Origin of the sequence: Grylomicrobium aquisgranense, assembly GCF_033971865.1 — a bacterium.
Classification (GTDB): Bacteria; Bacillota_I; Bacilli_A; order Erysipelotrichales; family Erysipelotrichaceae; genus Bulleidia; species Bulleidia massiliensis.
Genome location: NZ_JALBUR010000008.1, coordinates 45,526 through 66,617, shown reverse-complemented (window position 1 = coordinate 66,617; position 21,092 = coordinate 45,526). Strand labels below are relative to the sequence as shown.

18 protein-coding genes are annotated in these 21,092 nt (G+C 50.2%); 4 read left to right on the top strand and 14 right to left on the bottom strand.

What is annotated here, in order from left to right; translation table 11 throughout:
- Positions 1 to 18: 18 nt before the first annotated feature.
- Positions 19 to 354 (top strand): hypothetical protein, encoded by a 336-nt coding sequence (locus MOZ60_RS04830; protein ID WP_135358335.1) that lies wholly within the window; start codon positions 19 to 21, stop codon positions 352 to 354.
- 9 nt (positions 355 to 363) lie between these two features.
- Complete coding sequence (locus tag MOZ60_RS04825) at positions 364 to 1,128, top strand: SDR family NAD(P)-dependent oxidoreductase (protein ID WP_370595848.1); 765 nt, start codon at positions 364 to 366, stop codon at positions 1,126 to 1,128.
- 51 nt (positions 1,129 to 1,179) lie between these two features.
- On the opposite strand, the gene sdaAA is transcribed toward MOZ60_RS04825, so the two are convergent.
- The 3 genes from sdaAA to MOZ60_RS04810 are packed head-to-tail and all read right to left on the bottom strand — an operon-like array spanning position 1,180 to position 3,004.
- On the bottom strand, positions 1,180 to 2,064 hold the full coding sequence (gene sdaAA, locus MOZ60_RS04820; protein ID WP_277652709.1) for an L-serine ammonia-lyase, iron-sulfur-dependent, subunit alpha: 885 nt from the start codon (positions 2,062 to 2,064) through the stop codon (positions 1,180 to 1,182).
- The gene (gene sdaAB, locus MOZ60_RS04815; protein WP_108775333.1) at positions 2,049 to 2,732 is read right to left on the bottom strand and encodes an L-serine ammonia-lyase, iron-sulfur-dependent subunit beta; all 684 of its coding nucleotides are present in this window, start codon (positions 2,730 to 2,732) and stop codon (positions 2,049 to 2,051) included. Before sdaAB ends, sdaAA begins: the two co-directional genes overlap by 16 nt.
- 2 nt (positions 2,733 to 2,734) lie before the next feature.
- Positions 2,735 to 3,004, bottom strand: a complete 270-nt coding sequence (locus MOZ60_RS04810) for a DUF1294 domain-containing protein (protein WP_277008248.1) — start codon at positions 3,002 to 3,004, stop codon at positions 2,735 to 2,737.
- 56 nt (positions 3,005 to 3,060) lie between these two features.
- Here MOZ60_RS04810 and MOZ60_RS04805 point away from each other — a divergent pair, with 56 nt between their 5' ends.
- Entirely contained in the window at positions 3,061 to 4,878 is a 1,818-nt protein-coding gene (locus MOZ60_RS04805; RefSeq protein WP_370595847.1) for a glycerophosphoryl diester phosphodiesterase membrane domain-containing protein, read from the top strand.
- 42 nt (positions 4,879 to 4,920) lie between these two features.
- Here the strand turns inward: MOZ60_RS04805 and MOZ60_RS04800 are convergent, their stop codons facing one another.
- Positions 4,921 to 6,330, bottom strand: coding sequence for a L,D-transpeptidase family protein (locus MOZ60_RS04800; RefSeq protein ID WP_370595846.1), 1,410 nt, complete (start codon positions 6,328 to 6,330; stop codon positions 4,921 to 4,923).
- Between the two features lie 201 nt (positions 6,331 to 6,531).
- Here MOZ60_RS04800 and MOZ60_RS04795 point away from each other — a divergent pair, with 201 nt between their 5' ends.
- Entirely contained in the window at positions 6,532 to 9,765 is a 3,234-nt protein-coding gene (locus MOZ60_RS04795; protein WP_370595845.1) for a DEAD/DEAH box helicase, read from the top strand.
- Between the two features lie 49 nt (positions 9,766 to 9,814).
- Here the strand turns inward: MOZ60_RS04795 and MOZ60_RS04790 are convergent, their stop codons facing one another.
- The 10 genes from MOZ60_RS04790 to MOZ60_RS04745 form a co-directional block, all read right to left on the bottom strand.
- Positions 9,815 to 10,864, bottom strand: a complete 1,050-nt coding sequence (locus MOZ60_RS04790) for a hypothetical protein (RefSeq protein WP_370595844.1) — start codon at positions 10,862 to 10,864, stop codon at positions 9,815 to 9,817.
- Positions 10,861 to 11,142 (bottom strand): helix-turn-helix domain-containing protein, encoded by a 282-nt coding sequence (locus tag MOZ60_RS04785; protein ID WP_370595843.1) that lies wholly within the window; start codon positions 11,140 to 11,142, stop codon positions 10,861 to 10,863. Before MOZ60_RS04785 ends, MOZ60_RS04790 begins: the two co-directional genes overlap by 4 nt.
- 184 nt (positions 11,143 to 11,326) lie before the next feature.
- Positions 11,327 to 14,077 carry an AAA family ATPase gene (locus MOZ60_RS04780; protein WP_370595842.1) on the bottom strand — a complete coding sequence of 917 codons (2,751 nt, stop codon included), beginning with the start codon at positions 14,075 to 14,077 and terminating at the stop codon, positions 11,327 to 11,329.
- Positions 14,074 to 15,216 (bottom strand): exonuclease SbcCD subunit D, encoded by a 1,143-nt coding sequence (locus tag MOZ60_RS04775; RefSeq protein ID WP_370595841.1) that lies wholly within the window; start codon positions 15,214 to 15,216, stop codon positions 14,074 to 14,076. The genes MOZ60_RS04780 and MOZ60_RS04775 overlap by 4 nt, the downstream gene beginning before the upstream one ends.
- A 110-nt stretch (positions 15,217 to 15,326) precedes the next feature.
- Positions 15,327 to 16,796, bottom strand: a complete 1,470-nt coding sequence (gene purF, locus MOZ60_RS04770; RefSeq protein ID WP_245309481.1) for an amidophosphoribosyltransferase — start codon at positions 16,794 to 16,796, stop codon at positions 15,327 to 15,329.
- A 173-nt stretch (positions 16,797 to 16,969) separates the two neighbouring features.
- On the bottom strand, positions 16,970 to 17,176 hold the full coding sequence (locus tag MOZ60_RS04765) for a type II toxin-antitoxin system Y4mF family antitoxin (protein WP_277635285.1): 207 nt from the start codon (positions 17,174 to 17,176) through the stop codon (positions 16,970 to 16,972).
- 198 nt (positions 17,177 to 17,374) lie between these two features.
- Positions 17,375 to 17,731 carry a DUF1304 domain-containing protein gene (locus MOZ60_RS04760; RefSeq protein ID WP_370595840.1) on the bottom strand — a complete coding sequence of 119 codons (357 nt, stop codon included), beginning with the start codon at positions 17,729 to 17,731 and terminating at the stop codon, positions 17,375 to 17,377.
- 55 nt (positions 17,732 to 17,786) lie between these two features.
- On the bottom strand, positions 17,787 to 18,707 hold the full coding sequence (gene pfkB / locus MOZ60_RS04755; protein WP_370595839.1) for a 1-phosphofructokinase: 921 nt from the start codon (positions 18,705 to 18,707) through the stop codon (positions 17,787 to 17,789).
- Positions 18,708 to 18,716: 9 nt separating this feature from the next.
- Positions 18,717 to 19,688: a diacylglycerol/lipid kinase family protein gene (locus MOZ60_RS04750; protein ID WP_370595838.1), complete on the bottom strand. Its 972-nt coding sequence runs from the start codon at positions 19,686 to 19,688 to the stop codon at positions 18,717 to 18,719.
- Positions 19,689 to 19,691: 3 nt separating this feature from the next.
- Positions 19,692 to 21,044: an MATE family efflux transporter gene (locus tag MOZ60_RS04745; protein ID WP_370595837.1), complete on the bottom strand. Its 1,353-nt coding sequence runs from the start codon at positions 21,042 to 21,044 to the stop codon at positions 19,692 to 19,694.
- Positions 21,045 to 21,092 lie beyond the last annotated feature (48 nt).

Here is a 21,092-nt window from a genome sequence, read left to right as displayed (position 1 = left end):
AAGAAAGCAGGATTTACCATGAGAAACTATACATATGCAGCCATCATCGTTCTGATCACCGGTGCTGCCGGTGTCCTGATTGGTGTCTTTGAATCCATTTCCAGATCCAGAAAGCCATGGGGCTTTGGCAGTCTCCATGCCCCGTTTCCTGTCAAGGATGTCAGCACCTACAACAAAGCTGTTGGTAAACTCTGGATGATCACCGGTCTTGCCATTGCCGCCGACGGCATGATTCTGTATCTGTTCCCATCAAGGACCGTTGGCATTGTATGCGTCGTCCTTGCTGTTGTCATCTACAGCATCGGCACTGCGTGGTATGTCACATCCATCGAATCCCGTTTCCGCAAAAAGTGAGGTATTGCCATGAAAACAGCATTGATTACAGGTGCTTCCAGCGGCCTTGGCAAAGAGTTTGTCCGCCAGCTGGCTGATGATCCTGCCATTGCACAATTCTGGGTCATTGCCAGACGCAAAGAACGTCTTCTTGAACTGCAGAAGTTCACAAGCAAGCCCGTTATTGCCATTCCTCTGGATCTGTGCGATCCACACAGCTTCGATATTCTGGCAGAGAAACTGCAGGCCGAAAAGCCGGATATCACCGTACTTGTTGCCGCAGCAGGCCTTGGCTCCATTGGTAAAACTGAAGAGCTCAGCGTTGCAGAAACAAACCGCATGATCGATCTGAACTGCCGGGCAGCCGCTGCCGTCACGCGCCTTTGCCTTCCGTACATGCACAAAGGTGCCAGAATTCTGGAGATTGCGTCCATTGCGGCCTTCCAGCCAATGCCCGGCTTCAACGTTTATGCCGCATCCAAGGCATTCTTGATGAGCTATGCCAAAGCACTCCACCATGAACTGCTGCCAAGACAGATCAAAGTCACATGTGTCTGCCCATATTGGGTCAAAGATACCGAATTCATCCCCAAAGCCAGAACAACCGGAAACAGTTTCCGCCACACCCCGCTGGCATCTGTCTCCAAAAGCGTTGTCCGCCTGTCCCTTGCCGCATCCAAGGCAAACCTGTGGGTATGCACACCAGGCATTGTCACAACTGCCCAGCGCATTGTGGCAAAGGTCATTCCCCACTGCATCGTGGTTCCCTTCATGGATCTGATACGCCGCTTCTGACTGGCACCGGTCAATTCCGGTGCCTTTTTCATATAAAAAAGCTGTGATACATCACAGCCCCTGCGGACGGTTATCCTTCATTGCCCGGGCAATCTTCTGACCCGTCTTTGTGCCGGCAAGACCGCCAATTCCTGTTTCCCGTATTTCCACCGGCATCTTTGCACCAATCGTATGCATCGCATCAATCACTTCATCTGCCGGAATCTTTGACACAATGCCGGCCCTGGCCATGTCACAGCTTGTCACGGCATTGACAGCCCCGATCACATTCCGCTTCACGCACGGCACTTCCACAAGACCTGCCACCGGATCACAGGCCAATCCTAATAATCCCTTCAGTGCCAGTGCACAGGCATTGACAATCTCCATGTTGCCGCCGCCATCAAGATAGGCAAGAGCACCGGCTGCCATGGCACTGGCAGAGCCAATCTCCGCCTGACAGCCGCCCTGGGCACCAGACAGAGAAGCACGCTGGCCAATCACACCGCCGATCCCAGCTGCCACATACAGGCCTTCTACCATCTTATCGTCAGAACAGTTTGTTTTTTCCTGATAGGAAATCAACACTGCCGGCAGTACACCACAGCTGCCTGCGGTCGGTGCTGCCACAATACGGCGCATACAGGCATTGCAGGCCGCTACCTTCAATGCCTTCTCCATCACCGAAGACACAAAATCACCTGCCAGCATTTCCTTCTTTTCAATGCGCCGATGCAGAATGCCAGCCTCTTTGCCAACCAGGCCGGAGGCCGATGACATGCCATTTTCATAGCCGGCCACGGATGCCTTCATCGAGGCATACATACCTGCCATTCTGGCAAATGAAGCTTCTTCCGAAATATTTTCCTCATGGCAGTCCTCTGCCTGCACAACCTTCCAGAACGGCTGGCCGCTCTTGCCGGACTCTTCCAGAATTCTCTCTAATGAACTGTACATGTTTCCTCCTTCACAGGCAGATATGTGATCTTCAGAATGCCCGGATGATTCCGCAATTGTTCCAGAGCAGCAGACGGCACTTCCTGATCACACTCAATCACGGTCACTGCATGGCCGCCGCGGCTGTCACGGTCCAGCTGCACCGTGGCAATATTGATATGATGCTCATACAGCATGCCCGTTATCGCAGACACTTCACCCGGCCGGTCATCATTCTCCACGATCAATGTCGGATAATCACCCGAGAACACTGTCTTCAGACCGTCAATCTCACGGATCTGGATCTGACCGCCGCCAATGGAAGCAGCCACGATCTCCAGCTTCTTGCCATATTCACCCTTTAAGAACAGACGCACACTGTTAGGATGCGCTTCCTCACCCAGATCCACGGTGCCAAGCGTCACCTTCATTCCTGCTTTGCGCGCTTCTTCAAACGCATCCGGAATGCGCGCATCATCGCATGCCATACCCAGAAGACCCGCAATCAAAGCACGGTCCGTACCATGGCCGACACCTGTTGCGGCAAACGAACCATGCAGAAGAATCACTGCATCCACAACTTTTTCTCCCAGCAGTCTTCTTGATACAAGACCAATCCGGGCAGCACCGGCCGTATGGGAACTTGACGGTCCCACCATCACCGGTCCGATAATTTCAAAGATATTCATCCTTACCCTCTTATCTGAAATAACAGAATGATCCACAGCACAAGCAGAGCCGGAACCCCGACTGTAAACTTTGTGTGTTTTGTCTTATGGTGAAACACATACATGCCAGCCAGTGCACCTCCAGCGCCGCCCATGGCAGCACTTGCCATCAGCACACGTTCAGGAATCCGCCAGGCATGCACAACTGCCTTATGCTTATCAATACCAAACAAAGCAAAGGATACCACATTGATCACCAGCAGCCATCCTGCCATCATTCTTACTGTTTCCATGGCTTTGATGATATCACGATCTCACAAAAGGCAAAACGAATGTACAATGAAGAAACATGAACAAACGTAAAGAACCTGTGAAAATCCTGCTGCACCTGATCAAAAGCAGAGATGCACTGCCCAGACTTCTGCTGTTCCATATCTGCCTGACTGTCTTTCTGGCCCTGGTGATTGTCTTCTATGGCTGGATCGTACAGTTCCTGCTGGATGCCGGCGGGCTTGTCTCTCTGACCTCAGGCAATCTTGGCTGGATCTTCACCAGCTGGCAGGGCTGGACCATCCTGATCAGTGCAATGCTGCTGCTAATGCTGTGTACATGCACGGAAATCAATGCCCGCATCCTTTACTGCCAGCAGGTACTCAGCGGAAACCGGAAACCATCCTTTTTCCAATGCGCAAAGGAAGGCTTGAAGACACTGCCCCATTTTCTGACACCCGCCGGCATTCTCATCATGTTCTGGATTGGCATCATCATCCCGCTGGCAGGCCTTGGCACCACAACAACATGGACCTCATCACTGCGCTGGCCGGAATGGATCCTTGCCGGATACAAACGCACGCCTCTCTTCTACCTGCTCTATGGCAGCGTCGAAGGTGCCATTTTCATCCTGAGCTTTTTAAGCATCTATACCCTGCACGCAGCCATCCTGCACAAGCAAAAGCCGTGGAAGGCCGTGCGCACCTCATGGAGAATGTTCAAAACACATCAGAAGGAATGCATCACGGAAACAGCCAGTGCGATCATCACGATCTTCCTTTCCATCTGGCTTGCCGGCATCCTGACCATCCGCATACCATCCCATCTGCTGAATACATTTCTGACACAGCACACTGTCCAAGATAGAGTACTGCTTGGCACTGCAACCATGTTCTGTCTGCTTGTCTGCACCATCATCCGCATGCTTGCAAGCAGCGCTCTGCTTCTGGAACTGACCAGCATCTGGCACTGGATGCAGAAAGAAACAGAAATACCTGTCAGAAAGCCAGGAGGCAGATTTATCCGCCGTTTTCTGCTGGCATCACTGGCCTTTTCACTTGCCTTTGGCTTTGTTGCAGCAGGCTATTTTGATGAATGGTTCCCGGCCAAATCAGATGCTCTGATCATCGCCCACCGGGCAGGCGGCGCCCTTGGTGCTGAAAACACCCTGTATGATCTTGAACGCGCCCACGAACAGGGCATCACAGCAGGCGAAATTGATGTGCAGCGCACCAAAGACGGCTATTATGTCGTCACCCACGACAATACGTTCTGGCGTACTGCCCATGACAAACGCTATGTATGGGATATGACCCTGGAAGAAATCCAGACCCAGATCAACATTCTCCCGCTCCGGCAGGGACAGCCAAGCGTCACCGTTTCAACAATTGATCAGTTTCTTGCTGCGGCAAAGGCCTGGAATATGCACTTGTTTGTGGAACTCAAAGGCTATACCGCCGACAAACAGATGGCAGATGATCTTGCCAGACTTGCCCAGGAGAAAAACATGACAGACAGCTGCACGTTCATTTCTTTGAAATACAGCCTGGTTGACTACATGGAAACAACATACCCGCAGCTGGAAACAGGCTATATCTATAACATGGCCATTGGTGATACGCCGGATCTCAACTGTGACTGCTTCATTGTCGCAAGCGAAGCTGCCACCTCGGCGGCCATCTATGCCATCCAGGCAAAGGGCAAAAAGATCTATGTATGGAGTGTCAACAGCAAAAAGCAGATTGAAAAATTCCTGAAATCCGACATTGATGGCATCATCACGGATCAGCCGGTCAATGCCAGAAAAGTAGAAGAAAAGCTGGAAAGACGCTCTGACTTCCAGCGCGTCTATGACAATCTGACCACCGTCATCCCATCCTTCCTGCCGCTTTCCTGAAAAAAAGAAGCCAGGCACGACGCTCTGACCTCTGAACTTTCATCAATAGATCACAACCGGTGTATTGACATCCACCGTATTGAAGATGGACTGGGCAACACTGTAAGACAGGTTGATGCAGCCATGAGATCCTCTCGTATAATACAGTGTACCGCCAAAGGCAGACTGCCATGTCGCATCATGCAGACCAACACCTGTCCAGGTAATCGGCATCCAGTACGCAACCGGTGAACTCCATTTCGAACCATCCCAGGCTGTGCCTTTCAGAGTGGCATTCTGTTCCTTCTTCCAGATCCGGAACACACCGGTCGGTGTATCCTGGCCATGTTCCGGTTTGCCGGTAATCACATCTGCCTCCAGCACCAGTGATCCATTCTTGTAATACCACAGATGCTGGGCAGAGATGGATACTTCAATATACGTATTGCCAATATCACCATTGGTACCGTTGCGGCCGCCATACGCTGTCACATCCCAGAACGCACTGACTGTCTGAGACTGACCGGAAACTGCCGCAGCCGCAATGGCATCCTTGGTAGAATCCTCATTCATCATCCAGCCATAGGTATCCGTTGAGCCTCCGCCCACGGTCACTGTTGAGCCATCATGCGCAGTAAAGGTACGCTGTGTATAAATCGTATTGTACTTTTCTGCCAGGGAATCCACATAGGCAGTCATCTTTTCATCATTGGCCGTAATGGTTGCATCATCAATATTGATATTCAAAAGATCCACCAATGCATCACCAGACAAAGTCTCCGTTGCCCCGGACAGATCAATCGTAATCACTTCATTCTCAATTGACTTCAGCAGTGTGAGTTCCTTGGACAAAGCTTCATCATCCGACTTGATCGTCGGTTCTTCATAGCAGCCCTCTGCCTCCAGATCCACTTCACTTTCACCCTGCGACAGCGCTGTCTTGACCGCCGCAAGTGTCTTGTCTTTATCCAGCGTATTGCCTTCTGTCTCTGCCACGATCTCATACCCATTGGTTCCCCGTTCCACATGGGCATTGACCGGCGCCACGACATCAGATCCGGAAATGCAGTTCAACGCACTCAAAGCCTCTTCCAGCTTTGTCTCATCATAACTGACATCCAGATCCACAGTCTCCTCACTTGTCTTAAACAAATAGGCAGGCCACTTCCAGGCACTCTGGCTGGCAATCACTTTTTTCACATCATCGTCAGACACATCCGCCTGGTATGCAATATCATCCAGCGAGATCGTCTCTGTCTTGTCATCACGTTCTGCCAGCGTAATTACCTTGCCCTGACTGCTGGCAAGGGCACTGGCCGCTTTAGAAGCACTATCATTGCCAACGGCTGTCCCGTTAATACTGGTATGCGGCATCAGGTGGCTGCTGTAGAACCCGCAGCCAATGCCATACGCACCCGCCAGAACGCCAATGGCAGACAATGCACTGATCCAAATCACTTTCTTCTTATTCATCTGATATCCCTGCTCCCCCCGAGGTCTGTGATTCTATCCTTTGATACCAGCATAGTTTATCACGACTTCCGGCTTTTCGTCTGCATATGCTCTGAAAACCAGGTGAACATCTTATCATCCCACGATTCCATCTGAAACGGAAGCCTTTCCTCACGCTTGTTCCATGCTAAAATAGCAGGAAGGATAAGGGGGCCAGGGCATATGCTCACATTGGAAAACATCAAACGGACATGCAGTGAACCAGTCTTTCATCAGGCAGAAACACTCTGTGAACAAGGTGCAGTCAAAGATCTGACTGTATCCCGCGATCAGACATCCGGTCTGGTCGATATTGAAGCCGATGTCACCGTGGGCAGACGCAGCTATCATGTCTATGTCTGCATCAATGAAACCCTTGGCTTCATCTTTGACACCGACTGCACATGCACCCTTGGCTCTGAATGCCCCCATATTGCTGCGGTTCTGCTGCAGTATCTGAAAGAAAGCGCAAAGGAAGAAGAAGCGCCTGACAAAGAAAGAGGCAGTGATGAAACCATTGTGCATCTGCTGGAAAGAATTGAACAGGCGCCGGTTGACCTGCGCTCTGCCACCAATGTCATGCTGGTGCCGTATGTCTCTGCAGACCAGCGGGATCCCGAAGCACTGCATTGTGAATTCCGCATCGGCCGCAGTGAAAACAAGATGTATGTTCTGCCCAACATCACAGCCTTCATCAATCTCATCAACACACACGGCTACCACCGCTATGGCCGTGAACTTGAATTCATCCATGACCTGTCTGCTTTCCACAGGACATGCCGCCGTCTCGTTGTCTTTTTACGTTCCCTGGTAAACAAAGAAGACACGTTCCGCAGCATATCTGCCTTTCCCGGCTATTATGGCAATGACTATGAAATCGGCAGATCCCTGTGCCTGCGGGGCAGATATCTTGATGCCTTCATGGAAGCTGCACAACAGCTCGACCTGCATGTCATGCATGCAGAAGAATACGGCTATGCCGGCGACATCATCTATCATAAAAAGGAAGGACTGCCCGACCTGCATGCGGCCATGAAACAGACAGACGGCGGATGGCTGCTGTCATCCAGCTCTCTGCGTATGTTCAAAGGCAGCCAGCAGCTCTATATCTTCGACGGCACCAAGCCAGTCTACTACGTCTCTCAGCGCACCTCAGAAAAACTTGTTGCACTGCTGGACTACATGCAGGCCGCCGGCAAAAATGCCCAGTACATCTCTTCCAGTGATCTGCCTGCCTTTGCCAGAGACCTCTATCCGCTGCTGGAAAGCCATACTGCCTTTACCGCAAATGGCTTTGATCCCGCAAAATATCTCCCGGACAAGCCTGACTTTGAAATCTATCTGGATGCCCCGGACAAAGATGTCATCACAGCCGAGCTGTATGCCATCTATCCCAGCAATCGATACAACGTATTCGCCGGCATTCAGGCCCAGGGCAGACGGTCCATTGCGGATGAAAAGCAGATGGATGCGTTTGTCTCCCAGTGGTTCAATGCCTATGATCCCATTCACAAGCAGATGACGCTTGCCAATGATGAAGAAAAACTGTATGAACTGCTGCAGGAAGGCATCCATGCCATGCAGGAAAAGGCAAAAGTGTTTGTATCAGACACTTTGAAGAAGCTGACAATCAGAAAGGTCGGCAAGATCACCGTCGGCGTTTCAGTCAATGACAGTGATGATCTGCTGCAGCTGAACATTGGCTCGGCTACCATGAAGCCAGAAGAGATCGCTGAGATCCTGTCCCATTATGACCGCAAGAAGAAATTCTTCCGGCTTAAAAGCGGAGAATTCATTGACCTGGATGATGGCGGCCAGTTTGATGAATTTGCCAATCTTGCCAATTCCCTGCAGCTGAAAAAGAGTGAAATTGAAAATGGCAGCGTTGAGGTTGGTAAGTACAGAGCAATGTACCTGGAAGAAGAAAGCCGGGAAACAAGTCTCGAAATTGACCGGGACGCCAAATTCCGCAGTCTGATCGCCAACATCAAAAGCACCGACATCGATGACTACGAGCCGCCGAAAAGGCTGGAAAGCATCATGCGTGATTACCAGAAGGAAGGATTCCGCTGGCTCAGCGCCCTGTACCACAATGGCTTTGGTGCACTGCTCGCCGATGAAATGGGCCTTGGCAAAACCCTGCAGGTACTCTCCTTTCTTGATGCGAACAAAGGCTTTGGCAAGACCCTGGTTGTCTGCCCTGCCTCCCTTGTATACAACTGGTATCAGGAAGTACAGAAGTTCGCTCCGGACCTCAAAGCCGTCACCATCATCGGTGCTGCCGCAGAACGCGAAGATGCCATGAAACAGGCAGATCAAGCCGATATCCTGATCACATCCTACAACCTGCTGAAAAAGGACATGGAATTCTATCAGGATAAAACTTTTACGGTAGAAATCATCGATGAAGCACAATACATCAAGAATGCCGGCACAATGGCATCCAAGGCCGTCAAGGACATCAATGCAAAGTTCCGCATCGCTTTGACAGGCACGCCGATTGAAAACAGGCTCAGCGAGCTCTGGTCCATCTTTGACTTCATCATGCCGGGATTCTTCTTCTCCTATCACCGGTTCCGCTCCACCTTCGAGCTGCCGATCATCCGGGACAAGGATACGTATGCCGAAGTCATGCTGCAGAAGATGATCCGCCCGTTTGTCCTGCGCCGTCTGAAGAAAGATGTGCTCAAGGACCTGCCGGACAAGATGGAAGAAGTGTATTATGCCAATGCCGATACCGAGCAGAAGCAGCTCTATGATGCCCGTGTACAGCAGATCCGCTATGCCCTGAAGAATACGACGGATGAACAGTTCCGCCACCAGCATATCGAGATCCTGTCAGAGCTGACTCATCTGCGGGAAATCTGCTGTGATCCTGCCCTTCTCTATGACAACTACACCGGCGGTTCCGCCAAGGAAGAGCTGTGCCTGGATCTGATCAAGAATGCCACCGAAGCCGGCCATAAAGTTCTGCTGTTCTCCCAGTTCACATCCATGCTGGCAATTCTGACAAAGCGCTTAAAGGAAGAAAACATTGCCTATCATCTGCTCACCGGTGCTACCAATGCCAAAGAGCGTGCTGAAATGGTAGATGCCTTCCAGAAGGATGATGTGCCGGTCTTTGCCATCTCGCTCAAAGCAGGCGGCACCGGCCTGAACCTGACCGCAGCCGATATTGTCATCCACTACGATCCATGGTGGAACACAGCAGTCCAGAACCAGGCCAGCGACCGTGCCCACCGCATCGGTCAGAAGAATATCGTCTCTGTCTACCGCCTGATCCTGAAAGATACAATTGAGGAGCGCATCCTCAAACTCCAGGAGGATAAAGCCGATCTGGCTGGCAGAATGCTGGATGGCAAAGAGATGTCCAGAGCAGGATTTACCAGAGAAGAACTGCTCTCCCTGCTGGATTAACAACCTTCATAAATACAAAACAGGAATGCCGGATGGCATTCCCATTTTGTTATGCAGAAATCTGATCGTGATGATCCTGGTTTTCCTGTTCTTCTTTGCTTTGCAGCAGATGACAAACTGCCTCTGAAAGTGAAGCGATACTGTCGGAAAAACATAACAGCATCCATACAAGCATACTGATCATTCCTGCCTTATACGTCATCACGCCTCTCATATACAGACCACACAGGGAGGCCGCAAATACAAGCAGGCAGAGAATCCGCATTCCCTGAAAGATACCGGAAAAACGATGGGCAAACATATGGGCAAGCCAGGGCACCACGCATGCAAGGATGATGCCATCCAGCAGCCCAAGTAAGCCTAGCACCGGATTCATCACAAACAGGATGATGATCCATGCCATGCAGTACGCAATCGAAAGATAATTCCTGACGGTATCCAGCCAGCGTGATAACAATTCATACACCAGAAGCACAGCTGCCCCAAGCAGTACAAACATCCTTACATGAACACTTGCGGCAAGTCCAAGCTTGACAAGATACAGGTTCATGAACGGCACAAACAGCAGTGCCAGACCAGCTTCACCAACAGGCGAACCATCAAAGCATAGATGGCTGTACCAGCCGACAAACAACATGCTGAGCATATCGTAGGCACTGACTGAATCCAGCAGGAAACGTCGCCACATGAAGACCAGCATCATTGCATACAGCCCATAGATCACAAGCCTGCCGGCCGCAGACAGCCAGTAAATCTGTTCCTTTTTGCAGACAAGATACACAGCACAGGCAGCTGCCCATAACAGAGCAGTCTGCCACTGCAGTACAGCAAGAAACACAAAGCAGGCCGCCATCTGACAGTACCGCAGTTCTGTTTCATCCAGATTTTCCTGCAGCCAGCCATAGCCAAGACGGCAGATCACTGCCGTACCGCTGACAATCATCAGAGAAAATACCATCATGTAGAAAGTGCCGGATGTGGCAAACAATGAAGAAAACAGCGATGCCACACCATACAGAGCCGCTGCCTGCAGGCCATACAGGCACAAGCCTAACAGCATATACAATACTTTATTACGATTTAATTCCTGTACTCTCATTTGACCACCGGCTGTTTTACAGGTATAAATTCAATCTTCAGCTGCATTCCCATTCCCTTTGCAAGCCGCAGCAGTGTCCGTACAGAAGGATTTGCATTGCCATGTTCCAGTTTACTGATATCAGGTTGTGCAATTCCTGTTTTTCTCGCAAGTTCCTTCTGTGTCAGCCCGGATTGGTGTCTTGCATCAATCAACGCCTGAATCACTGCATGTTCAGCCCGAATCTCAGGATCAGGAAGCTGTTCCTGAAGAACATCATCAAAACTGTTATTGCTCATTCGTTTTCCTTTCTTGAAAGATCGTCATTTCGATACTTCTTTGCTTTCTCAATTTCTGCCCGTGGTGTCTTTTGAGATTTCCTGATCAATCTATTATTAACACTTTTGAATAGGGTTCTCTCAGCTGATAGCCGTTGTCTTCCAGCAAGACAATGGCATCAAGCTTTCAAATCCAGCTTTTCTGCTAGTCAATCACAATCTTCGCCGTACTGCCGCCATCTTCCTGCAGATTCTTTTTCACCACAATCTTCCGGCTGATTCTTTCTTCCAGCTGAGACACATGGGAAATGATGCCGATCAGGCGGTCTGCCTCTGAGATGGAGCTTAATGTATCCACTGCCTGGGCAAGAGATTCTTCATCCAGGGAACCAAAACCCTCATCGATGAACATCGCATCCATCTGCACATGGGCATGGTCCTGCGTAGCATCCGACAGGCCCAGTGCCAGCGACATCGATGCCAGGAAAGACTCGCCGCCTGAAAGAGAATCCACAGGCCGCACCGTATCGTTGTAATGATCAATGACATCCAGAGCCAGTGCTGCATGGGACTGGCGGCCAAGATGATCCTGATGGCGAACAAGCTCATACTGACCTGATGACATCTGCCTGTAGCGCCGGTTGGCATAGTACAGAATCTCATCAAAGTAATGCATCTGCACATACTCTTCCAGTGTCAGTTTCTCTTTGCCGCTCAGATGTGAATCCGCCGTGTCAGCCAGAGAACGCACCAGATCATAGTGCTTCTGCAGCCTGGCCAGTTTCTTCATCCCGGTATTTACCTTTGTAAATGTATCTTCATTATTCTTCAGACGATGGCTGATGACACTCAAAGAACGCTGCAGCGCCGACAATGTATCCTGGCTATGTACAAGACTTGCCTGATCCTTAGCTAAATTCCTGCGGAAACCCGCTTCATCACCATCTGGCAGTGAAGCTTCATATGTCTTTTTCTCCATTTCAAGATCGCGCAGTATCTGCTGTGCATTAATTACATCCTGCTGTACCTGCTGCCAGATCTTCTGCCGTTCTGCCACCTGCTGCGTCAAAGCCTTGATTGCCCGCCTTGCACTTGCTGCATCCGCATACGCAAGATCTTTCTGCAGGATCTCAATCTTCTGCTTTGCCTGCAGAATCTCTCCCTGCTGCTTTGACTCCTGCAGCGTCACTTCCTGCAGCTGTGTGCGCATCATATCTGTCTCTTTCGAAAGCGCATCAATCTCCGTTTCAATCTGATGGAGCTCTTTTTCCTGTTTCAAAAGCACATCAATATTCTGCTGATCAGATGTGATTTCCCTGCTGATCTTTGCGATGGCATCGTTTAATGCCGCAGGATCTGAAACACCTGCCTGGGCAAGTGCATTTCCCAGATTTTTCTGCTGTTCCTGCAGCTTCGCCATCACACCGGACAGTTTCTGATGCGCCGCATCACTGTCCTTCTTGGCCTGCAGGCTCTTTCTCTCCAGTTCCTCCACCGTTTTCTGATCCGGGGCACCCTTGGCAAGATGGGCAAGGGAAGGATGATGAACGGACCCGCATACCGGGCAGGGCTCTCCTTCCTGCAGACCAGATGCCAACAGGCCGGCCTGTTCCCGGAAGAATACCGAACGATTTTCCATGTACACATGATTGGCATTTTCATAAGCACACAATGTCGTTTCCACAAGCTGTTTCACTCTTGCTTTATCAATCTGTGTCTTATGAATCGCCTGTTCCAGCAATACGATCGCATGCAGCTGGCTAAGGCGGTTCTGCTTGATCTGCAGTTCACTTTCCATCTGGATCTTCTTTGCAGGCACATCCTTGCATGCCTGCTGTTTCTGATGATCTTTGGCAAGGGTGCTTTCTGCCGTTTCCAGCCTTTTTTGATTCAACCCGATCTGTTTCTGCAGATCTGCCAGCTTCTTCTTACTGTTTTTCAGCTCCATTCCTGCCTGTTCCAGCATGTCATACTTTGGCAGCTGCTCTTTTTCCCTGGCAAGCTGCACCTGCAGCGTGGCGATGGCTTCATCTTCCTGTGCTTCCTGCTTTGCATGCAGAATATTCTGCTTTGTACGCAGGGCTTCTTCTGCCGCCGGTATCTTTTTCTCGACCGCATGCAGTTTGGCGTAGCGGCCGGCTGTTTCTTCCTTCTGGCCAATGGTTCTGGAAAGAATCGCATTGGCATCTGTTCTTTCCTGCACCTGCTTTTCCAGCTTTTCTTTTTCAGCTTTGTCAAAGTCGATTGCCTTGTGCACTTCTGCAGAAAACTGTTCCTGCTGCAGGAACGGATTGTCACTGTTCCAATGAGACAGGTCACAGGCATCATTGCCCTGCAGAAAAGCGATGGCACTCTGCAGTGCGGTCATTTCTGTATTGACCTTGTCTGCAGCAGTTCTGCGCTCATCTTCCAGCTTTAACATCAGTTTCTGATAATTGCCTGTATGGAACAGGTCCTGAAACAGCTTGACCCGCTGTTTCGTATCCGCTGTCAGCAACTGGCGGAAACTGCCCTGGGCAATCATGACAATCTGGGCAAACTGATCACAGTCAATCTTCAGGATTTCTTCGATCTTCTTTGTGACCTGGGTGCTTTTAGCAGTGATGGAACCATCCGGCATGGTCAGTTCTGCATCCTGTGTCAGCAGATCCTTTTCCTTCTGATAGCGCAGTTTGCGCAGGACGTGGTATGTTTTGCCGCCATAGGAAAAATCCAGCTTCACATAGGTCTTCACACTGTTATCCACATACTGGGACCGCAGGGTTTTTACGTTCCGGTTATCGCCTGATGTCCGTCCGTACAGCGCATAGGTGATCGCATCAAAGATCGTTGTCTTGCCGGCACCTGTATCACCGGTGATCAGGTACAGACCGGAATCACCAAGCAAAGAAAAATCCAACACGGTTGGCTTTGCATACGGACCAAAAGCACACATTTCCAAGCGCAGCGGTCTCATGCCTGCTCACCTCCATTCCAGATCTCATCAATCTGATCTTTCAGATAGGAAATCTGTTCTTCAGACATCTCAATGCCATTGCGCTCTTTGTAAAACCGGGCAAACAGATCAGAAGGAGACATCGTCTGCATCGTATTAACAGGCAGAATCATTTCAGCCCGGGTCCGCTCATTGTCATAGTCCAGCCGCATGGCATTGGGATACAGCTCTCTCAGATAGCGTATCGCATCCGGCTGTTCCTGATTGTCATGCAGTACAAAGCGGACATAGTCCTCCTTGTTTTCATCCTCACTGGCAGCCGAAAGAGTCTCCTTGTAATACCCTTCGATGGTCCGCATATGATGCAGCGGCGTTAACAAGCGTGTATAGACACACACCATGCCCTTTTCCTTCAGCTCAACAAAGCCAAGCGCTTTCTGCTGGTTTTCCTCCGCAAAGGAATACGCAAGCGGTGTACCGGCATAAAACACATTTTTGCCAAGCTGCTGGCGATGATGAATATGGCCTAATGCCGCATAATCAAAGTCATCATAGACAGAAGCAGAAATCTGATCGAGACCGCCGACAATCAACTGTTCGGAGCCAAGCGGATCAACCTTTGCCCCGGTCACAAACTGATGTGAGACAATGACATTTCGTTTGGAAAAGTCCACATCCGACATGGCAATGGCCCTGGCCACAGCCTGCTGATAGCTGCCCACTCTGTCATCTTCATCCAGATAACGGTTGACATAGCTTGGCCGGATATACGGCAGCAGCCACACATGCACTTCTCCGAAATCATCCGTCAGTATATCGTGGTCCATCTTTCCCATGAAATTTCCACAAATATGAATCCCCTGGCCAGCCAGCAGGTGTCCGCCATAGGCAAGTCTGTCACCCTGGTCGTGATTGCCTGCAATCAGGTATGTCCGGATGTGATGTCCGGCAAGATCCGTCAGGAAATCATCCAGCAGATTGACCGCTTCCACAGAAGGCACTGCCTTGTCATACACATCGCCCGCAATCAGCAGTGCATCTGGTTTTTCTTTCACCAGAATTTCTACAATTTCTTTCAGAATATGTTTCTGCTCCTCTGCCATCGATACATGATTGACAATCATGCCAAGGTGCAGATCTGCCAGATGTGCAAACTTCATGAAATACCTCCTGCTTTCTCAGCTGTTCTACTATCTTATCATCCCGGATGTACAAAACGGGCAGATCCACACTGGATCCGCCCATTTCATCGCTTCTCTTTGTCAAACTCTTACAGTTCCTTGGCATCCCCGTGCACTCTTTCACGGGTGTCATTCTCTTCCCCATCAAAGCCGATCTTCTGTTCAAACTTTGACTTCTCGCTCTCTTTCGGCGTCGGTGCCGGATAATGCTCCGTAAAGCAGCCAAGGCACAGATCACAATTGGCATCTGCACACATCTGCCTTACCCCATCCACACTCAGATAGCCAAGCGAATCTGCGCCAATATACTTGCAGATCTCATCCAGACTCATCTTACAGGCGATCAGATTCTTCTTCGAATCAATATCCGTGCCATAGTAACACGGTGAGATAAACGGCGGTGCCGAGATCCGCACATGAATTTCCCTGGCACCGGCATCTCTGAGCAGGGCCACAATTCTGGCAGATGTTGTACCACGGACAATCGAGTCATCCACCATGATCACACGCTTGCCTTTGACAACCGAGGCAATCACATTCAGCTTCATCCGCACCGCATTCTCACGCTGATCCTGGGTCGGCTGAATGAACGTTCTGGCAATATAGCGGTTCTTGGTAAAGCCCATCTCATACGGAATACCGGATGCCTGGGCATAGCCAATCGCTGCATCCAGGCCGGAGTCCGGCACACCAATGACCACATCCGCATCCACCGGATGTTCCTTTGCAAGAATGTGGCCGGCATTGATGCGGGCCTGATGAATACTTAATCCTTCCATCACACTGTCCGGACGGGCAAAGTAAATATATTCAAAAGCACACATATGCTTGACGGGATTGACATGTTCACGGATTGAACGAATGCCAGACTTGTCCACGACAACAATCTCACCGGCATCCAGATTGCGGATGAATTTAGCACCCAGTGAATCCAAAGCACATGTCTCAGAGGCAAAGATAATCTGGCCGTCTTTCATCTGGCCCATGCATAACGGACGAAATCCCGTCATATCACGCACGGCAATCAGCTTCTCCGGTGACATGATCACAAGTGAATACGCACCTTCCAGGTTGTACATGGCACGGTTGATTGCTTCCTCAATCGAGGGCGCACTCAGCCGTTCCTTGATGATCATATACGCAATAATCTCAGTATCATTGGTCGTATGGAAGATGGCACCATGCATCTCCAGCTTGCGGCGCAGCTGTGGCGCATTGGTCAGATTGCCATTATGCACAAGGGCAAGCTGGCCCTTGATATGGCGCACAACCAGCGGCTGGGCATTGGTCTGATTCACCGTGCCAAAGGTTGAATACCGTGTATGGCCGATTGCCATCTGTCCCCGTCCAAGCGACATCAGCTTTTCACGTGTAAACACATCACGCACCAGGCCAACATCCTTCTCACATGTAATCACACCACGGTCATTGACCGCAATGCCGCAGGACTCCTGTCCACGATGCTGCAGAGAAAACAAACCATAATACGTATTGCCGGCAACATCTGTCCTGCCATCCTGGTCATAGATACCAAATACACCGCATTCCTCGTGGATCATGCGCATCCCTCATCTTTCCATTCAAATAACGCTGTTAGTATACATCCTCGCACAAAGAAACACAGTAAAAAAATGCTGCACGCAAAAGACTTGCCATCTGTGCATGACACAGCCAGACAAACCAGAAACCAAACCAGTTGGAAAGAATTGGCACTATCTAAATAAACTTCCTGCTATTCATGGCTGTCCATCCGGCCTGGCACCGCTGTCATACCGAACATCGCCAGTGCCTGATTCACCTTATCCATGCGGACTGTCTCTTTTCCCTGCTCCAGATCGCGCACAAACCGAAGGCCAAGCCCAGACCGCAGTGCAAACTCCTTCTGGGTCAGCCCAGCCTCACGGCGTGCTTTCTTTACATATTCTGCAATTTCATTCATATTAGAGTTATACCATATCAGGTATAATTTGTTAGAATATATATGGTTTTATACCTTATCGGTTATAATTTCATCTTGATTTCTGATAATTCCAATCTTTCAGAACTTCATATCATCTGCTCCAAGATGTAAAAAAACGCATGTTCAGCAGAATACGCTGCCATACATGCGTTTCAAGTACCAATTGCAGTGAATCACTCAAAAGAACGTTGAAATCACTGTCAGGATTGCCAGACCGCCCTGCATCAGGATAATCTTTGGATTGCTGGTGATGCTGCCATAGGCTGCTACGCCAACGATATAGCACATCAGACAGAACACGCCTTTCAGGCTGTCAAAGGCAAACACGGCCAGAAAGATCATCACCGCAATCAGTCCGTTATACACACCCTGATTCTTAAACAGGACATTCACATTCTTCTGACGCAGTTCTTCCTGCGTCATTCCAAATACACTGGACGTCTTTGCCGAGTCTGTTGCCAGAGTTTCCAGATAGAAAATATACAGAAACTCCAGTGCTGTCAGCACTGCCAGAATCTTTGTCACAATATTCATATCGATATCCTCCCCTTTTGCCGTGCAAAACAATACCAAATGGGAAGTACGATGTCTATCCTTCTGCTTCCTGCACTGCCATCTGTGCCAGTACATCATTGATCTTTTCTGCTGTGCAAAGACCGCTGCTAAAGGCCGTTGCCCCACCGCAGGCAGTTCCCAGCGTCAACGCTGCACCATAATCATTCTGCTGCAGATATCCAGCCAGAAAGCCTGCCACCATACTGTCACCAGCACCAGTGGGATTCAACACTTTGCCAGAAGCCGCCTTGCGTTCATGGGGCATGCCATTTTCATCCATCAGGAAGGCACCATCTTTGCCAAGCGACACCAGCACATTGACAGCACCCTTATCCTGCAAAGAGGCTGCCCCTTCCAGCAGATCCTCACGTGAGGCAATCGAATGGCCAAGCAATGATTCCATCTCCGGCTTATTTGGTTTGATCAGAAACGGTTTACAGGACAAAGCTGGCTCCAGCAGCTTCTTCTCTGCATCCACAATGACTTTCATGCCCTTCGGTGCAGCCTGCATCATCCTGGCATACACATCATCATCCAGCCCTGGTGCAGCACTGCCGGATAACACCAGGATATCCTCCCTGTGCAAGGCAGAAATCTGCTTCAACAACGCCTGCAGATCAGACTCTGTCACCAGCGGCCCTGGTCCATTGATCTCCGTATCATCATCGTCATGAATCTTGATATTGATGCGCGTGCTGCCTTCTGCCACATGGATCAAATCACAGTGCATACCCGTTTTTGCCAGCATGTTCTCCAGCATAACGCCGGTATCTCCTGCCGCAAAGCCCAAGGCAGTACTCCTAATACCAAGCTGCTGCAGAACCAGTGACACATTGATGCCTTTACCGCCTGGAAACAACTGTGAGCTCTCTGCCCTGTTCAGCTGTCCCTTTCTGAAATGTGCCACCTGCATGACATCATCCAATGCAGGGTTCAAAGTTACTGTACAGATCATACTTGCCCCTTAAAGCAGAAACTGCAGCTTTTCGTCCAATACACGCATCTGTACATCACGCGTCTTACAATAGACTTCCCCATCACAATGCACCCACAGAGGCACATCACTGTGCATGCGAATCACCTTTGCTCTTCTTTGCCCGACATGATCCGTATACTTTACCTGCGAACCATTGTAAGCATGCAGGAAAACACGGATAAAGGAAAGCAGATGAAAGCCAAATGCCTCACACACATCCAGCATGCCGTCTTCGGCATCCGCATACGGGCAGAACTTGAATCCACCGCCTTCATAACAGTGATTATGTACAGACAGGAAGGTCGCCCGATCGACCATTTCCCGCTTTCCATCCAGTGTCAGTACAACAGGTGCGTTTTTCTGTTTCAGAATCAGCTTCAAGGCAATCAGCACATAAATCAAGGAGCCAAGATGAATCTTATTCAGCTTTGCCTTGGCAGAAGACAGGAATACCTGCTGACAGATCGCAGCATCATAGCCAAAGCCGCTGGATACCAGAAATTTCTGCACAAACGGATCCGGACCGCCATCCGAAATCTGCTTTGTCTGATGGTCCATGAAACATGCCGGATGAAAAATCGCAGTCTCGCCGATGTCCATTGTTCTTCTGACTCTGCCTTCCAGCATGATCTGCACAAGCTTTGTCACATCTTTGTCCAGATCCATATCACGGACCATATCATTGCCAGATCCACATGGGATCAGACCGACACAGGTATGCACAAAATCCTGGATGCCATTGACCGCATCATTCATGGAGCCATCCCCGCCAATCAGAATGATGCCGATATTCTCCTGCAGGTGGGCTGTCAGCTGGGCACAGATCGCGCGGATATCATGATCCAGCGACGAAAAATGCACTGTACACGTGACTCTGTCAAATAATGGTTTGATCTTCCGCCACAGCTTCAGTGTTCTGCCAGCCGCCGCAGCCGGATTAATAATCACATGAAATTCCATACATCATGATTGTACACCCTGCACCCGCTTCTGCTGTTTTTCCAGCATCACAAAATACACCACGCAAAGCACATTCTGTACAAAGGAGGCCATCGGTGTTGCCAGTCCGATCCTGAACAGCGATACCGGCCTGACCTTGCTCATCAGATAGGAAACCGGCAGACGGATCCCGATGCCGCCGATCAGATTTTCTGCCATGACAAACCGTGTTCTGCCGCAGCCATTGAAATAACCGGCCAGATTGAAGAAGATCGGCGTGAGCAGACAGTCAATGCCATATGCCTTCAGATACTGCCAGCCAGCCGCAATGACATCCGGCTCCCTGGCAAAGATGCCGCATAAAAGATCGCCATGGAAGAAAGACAGATACGCCATGATGGCACCAATGCCCCAGGATACTGCCAGACCATACAGCAGTCCCTTTCTGGCCCTCTCCAGTTTGCCGGCGCCATAATTCTGCGCCGCAAAGGCAGCCATGGACTGACCGAACGCACTTGGCACCAGCATGATAAAGCCGCATACCTTCTCAGCCACACCGACCCCGGCACTGGCGGTGACGCCCAACACATTGACAATGGCCACAATCACCAGGAAGGAAAGACCAACAAGAAAGTCAGAGAGAGCAATCGGAAAGCCCAGTCCGGTCACCCGTTTGATAAGATCACCATTCCATCTCAGCTGTTTCTTACTGAAGGGAAACGGCAGTTCCATGCGCCGGATCAGAAGATACGAAATCAACAGAGAGAATGCCTGGGACGCCACCGTAGCAGCCGCTGCACCGGCGGCGCCCATATGCAGCACGCACACACAGAACAGATCACCGAAGATATTGATTACGGCCGCAATAGCCACTGTTAACAGAGGCAGTTTTGAATTGCCCAGCCCCCTGAACAAAGAACCAATCAGGTTATAGCCAACGATAAACACCATGCCAAAGGAACAGATCCGCATATAGTCACATGTCATGTCAAATGCCTCATCCGGTGCATTCATGATATGGGCAATCGGCTTTGTGCCTGCCACCATAGCTGCACCAAGAATCAAGGCCAGAACGGTAAAAAACACAATGGATGTTCCCATTGTTCTGCCAGCATCCTCATGATGGCCGGCCCCCATCTGCTGACCGATCAGTACGGTTGTTCCCATAGCCAGCGAGGCAACCACATTGGTCACTGTAAACATGATCTGTGAACCCGTGGCAACTGCCGAAACATCTGCACTGGTCGCAAACTGGCCGACCACCAGCAGGTCCACCGCCCCATACAATGACTGCAGAAACAAGGCCAGCAGCACCGGCAGCGCAAATTCCAGCAGCGGCAAAAAGATCTTTCCCTCAGTAAAATTTCCGTGATTCATACTTCTTCCCCTATACATAAAAATGGCCGGAACACCGGCCACTGTACT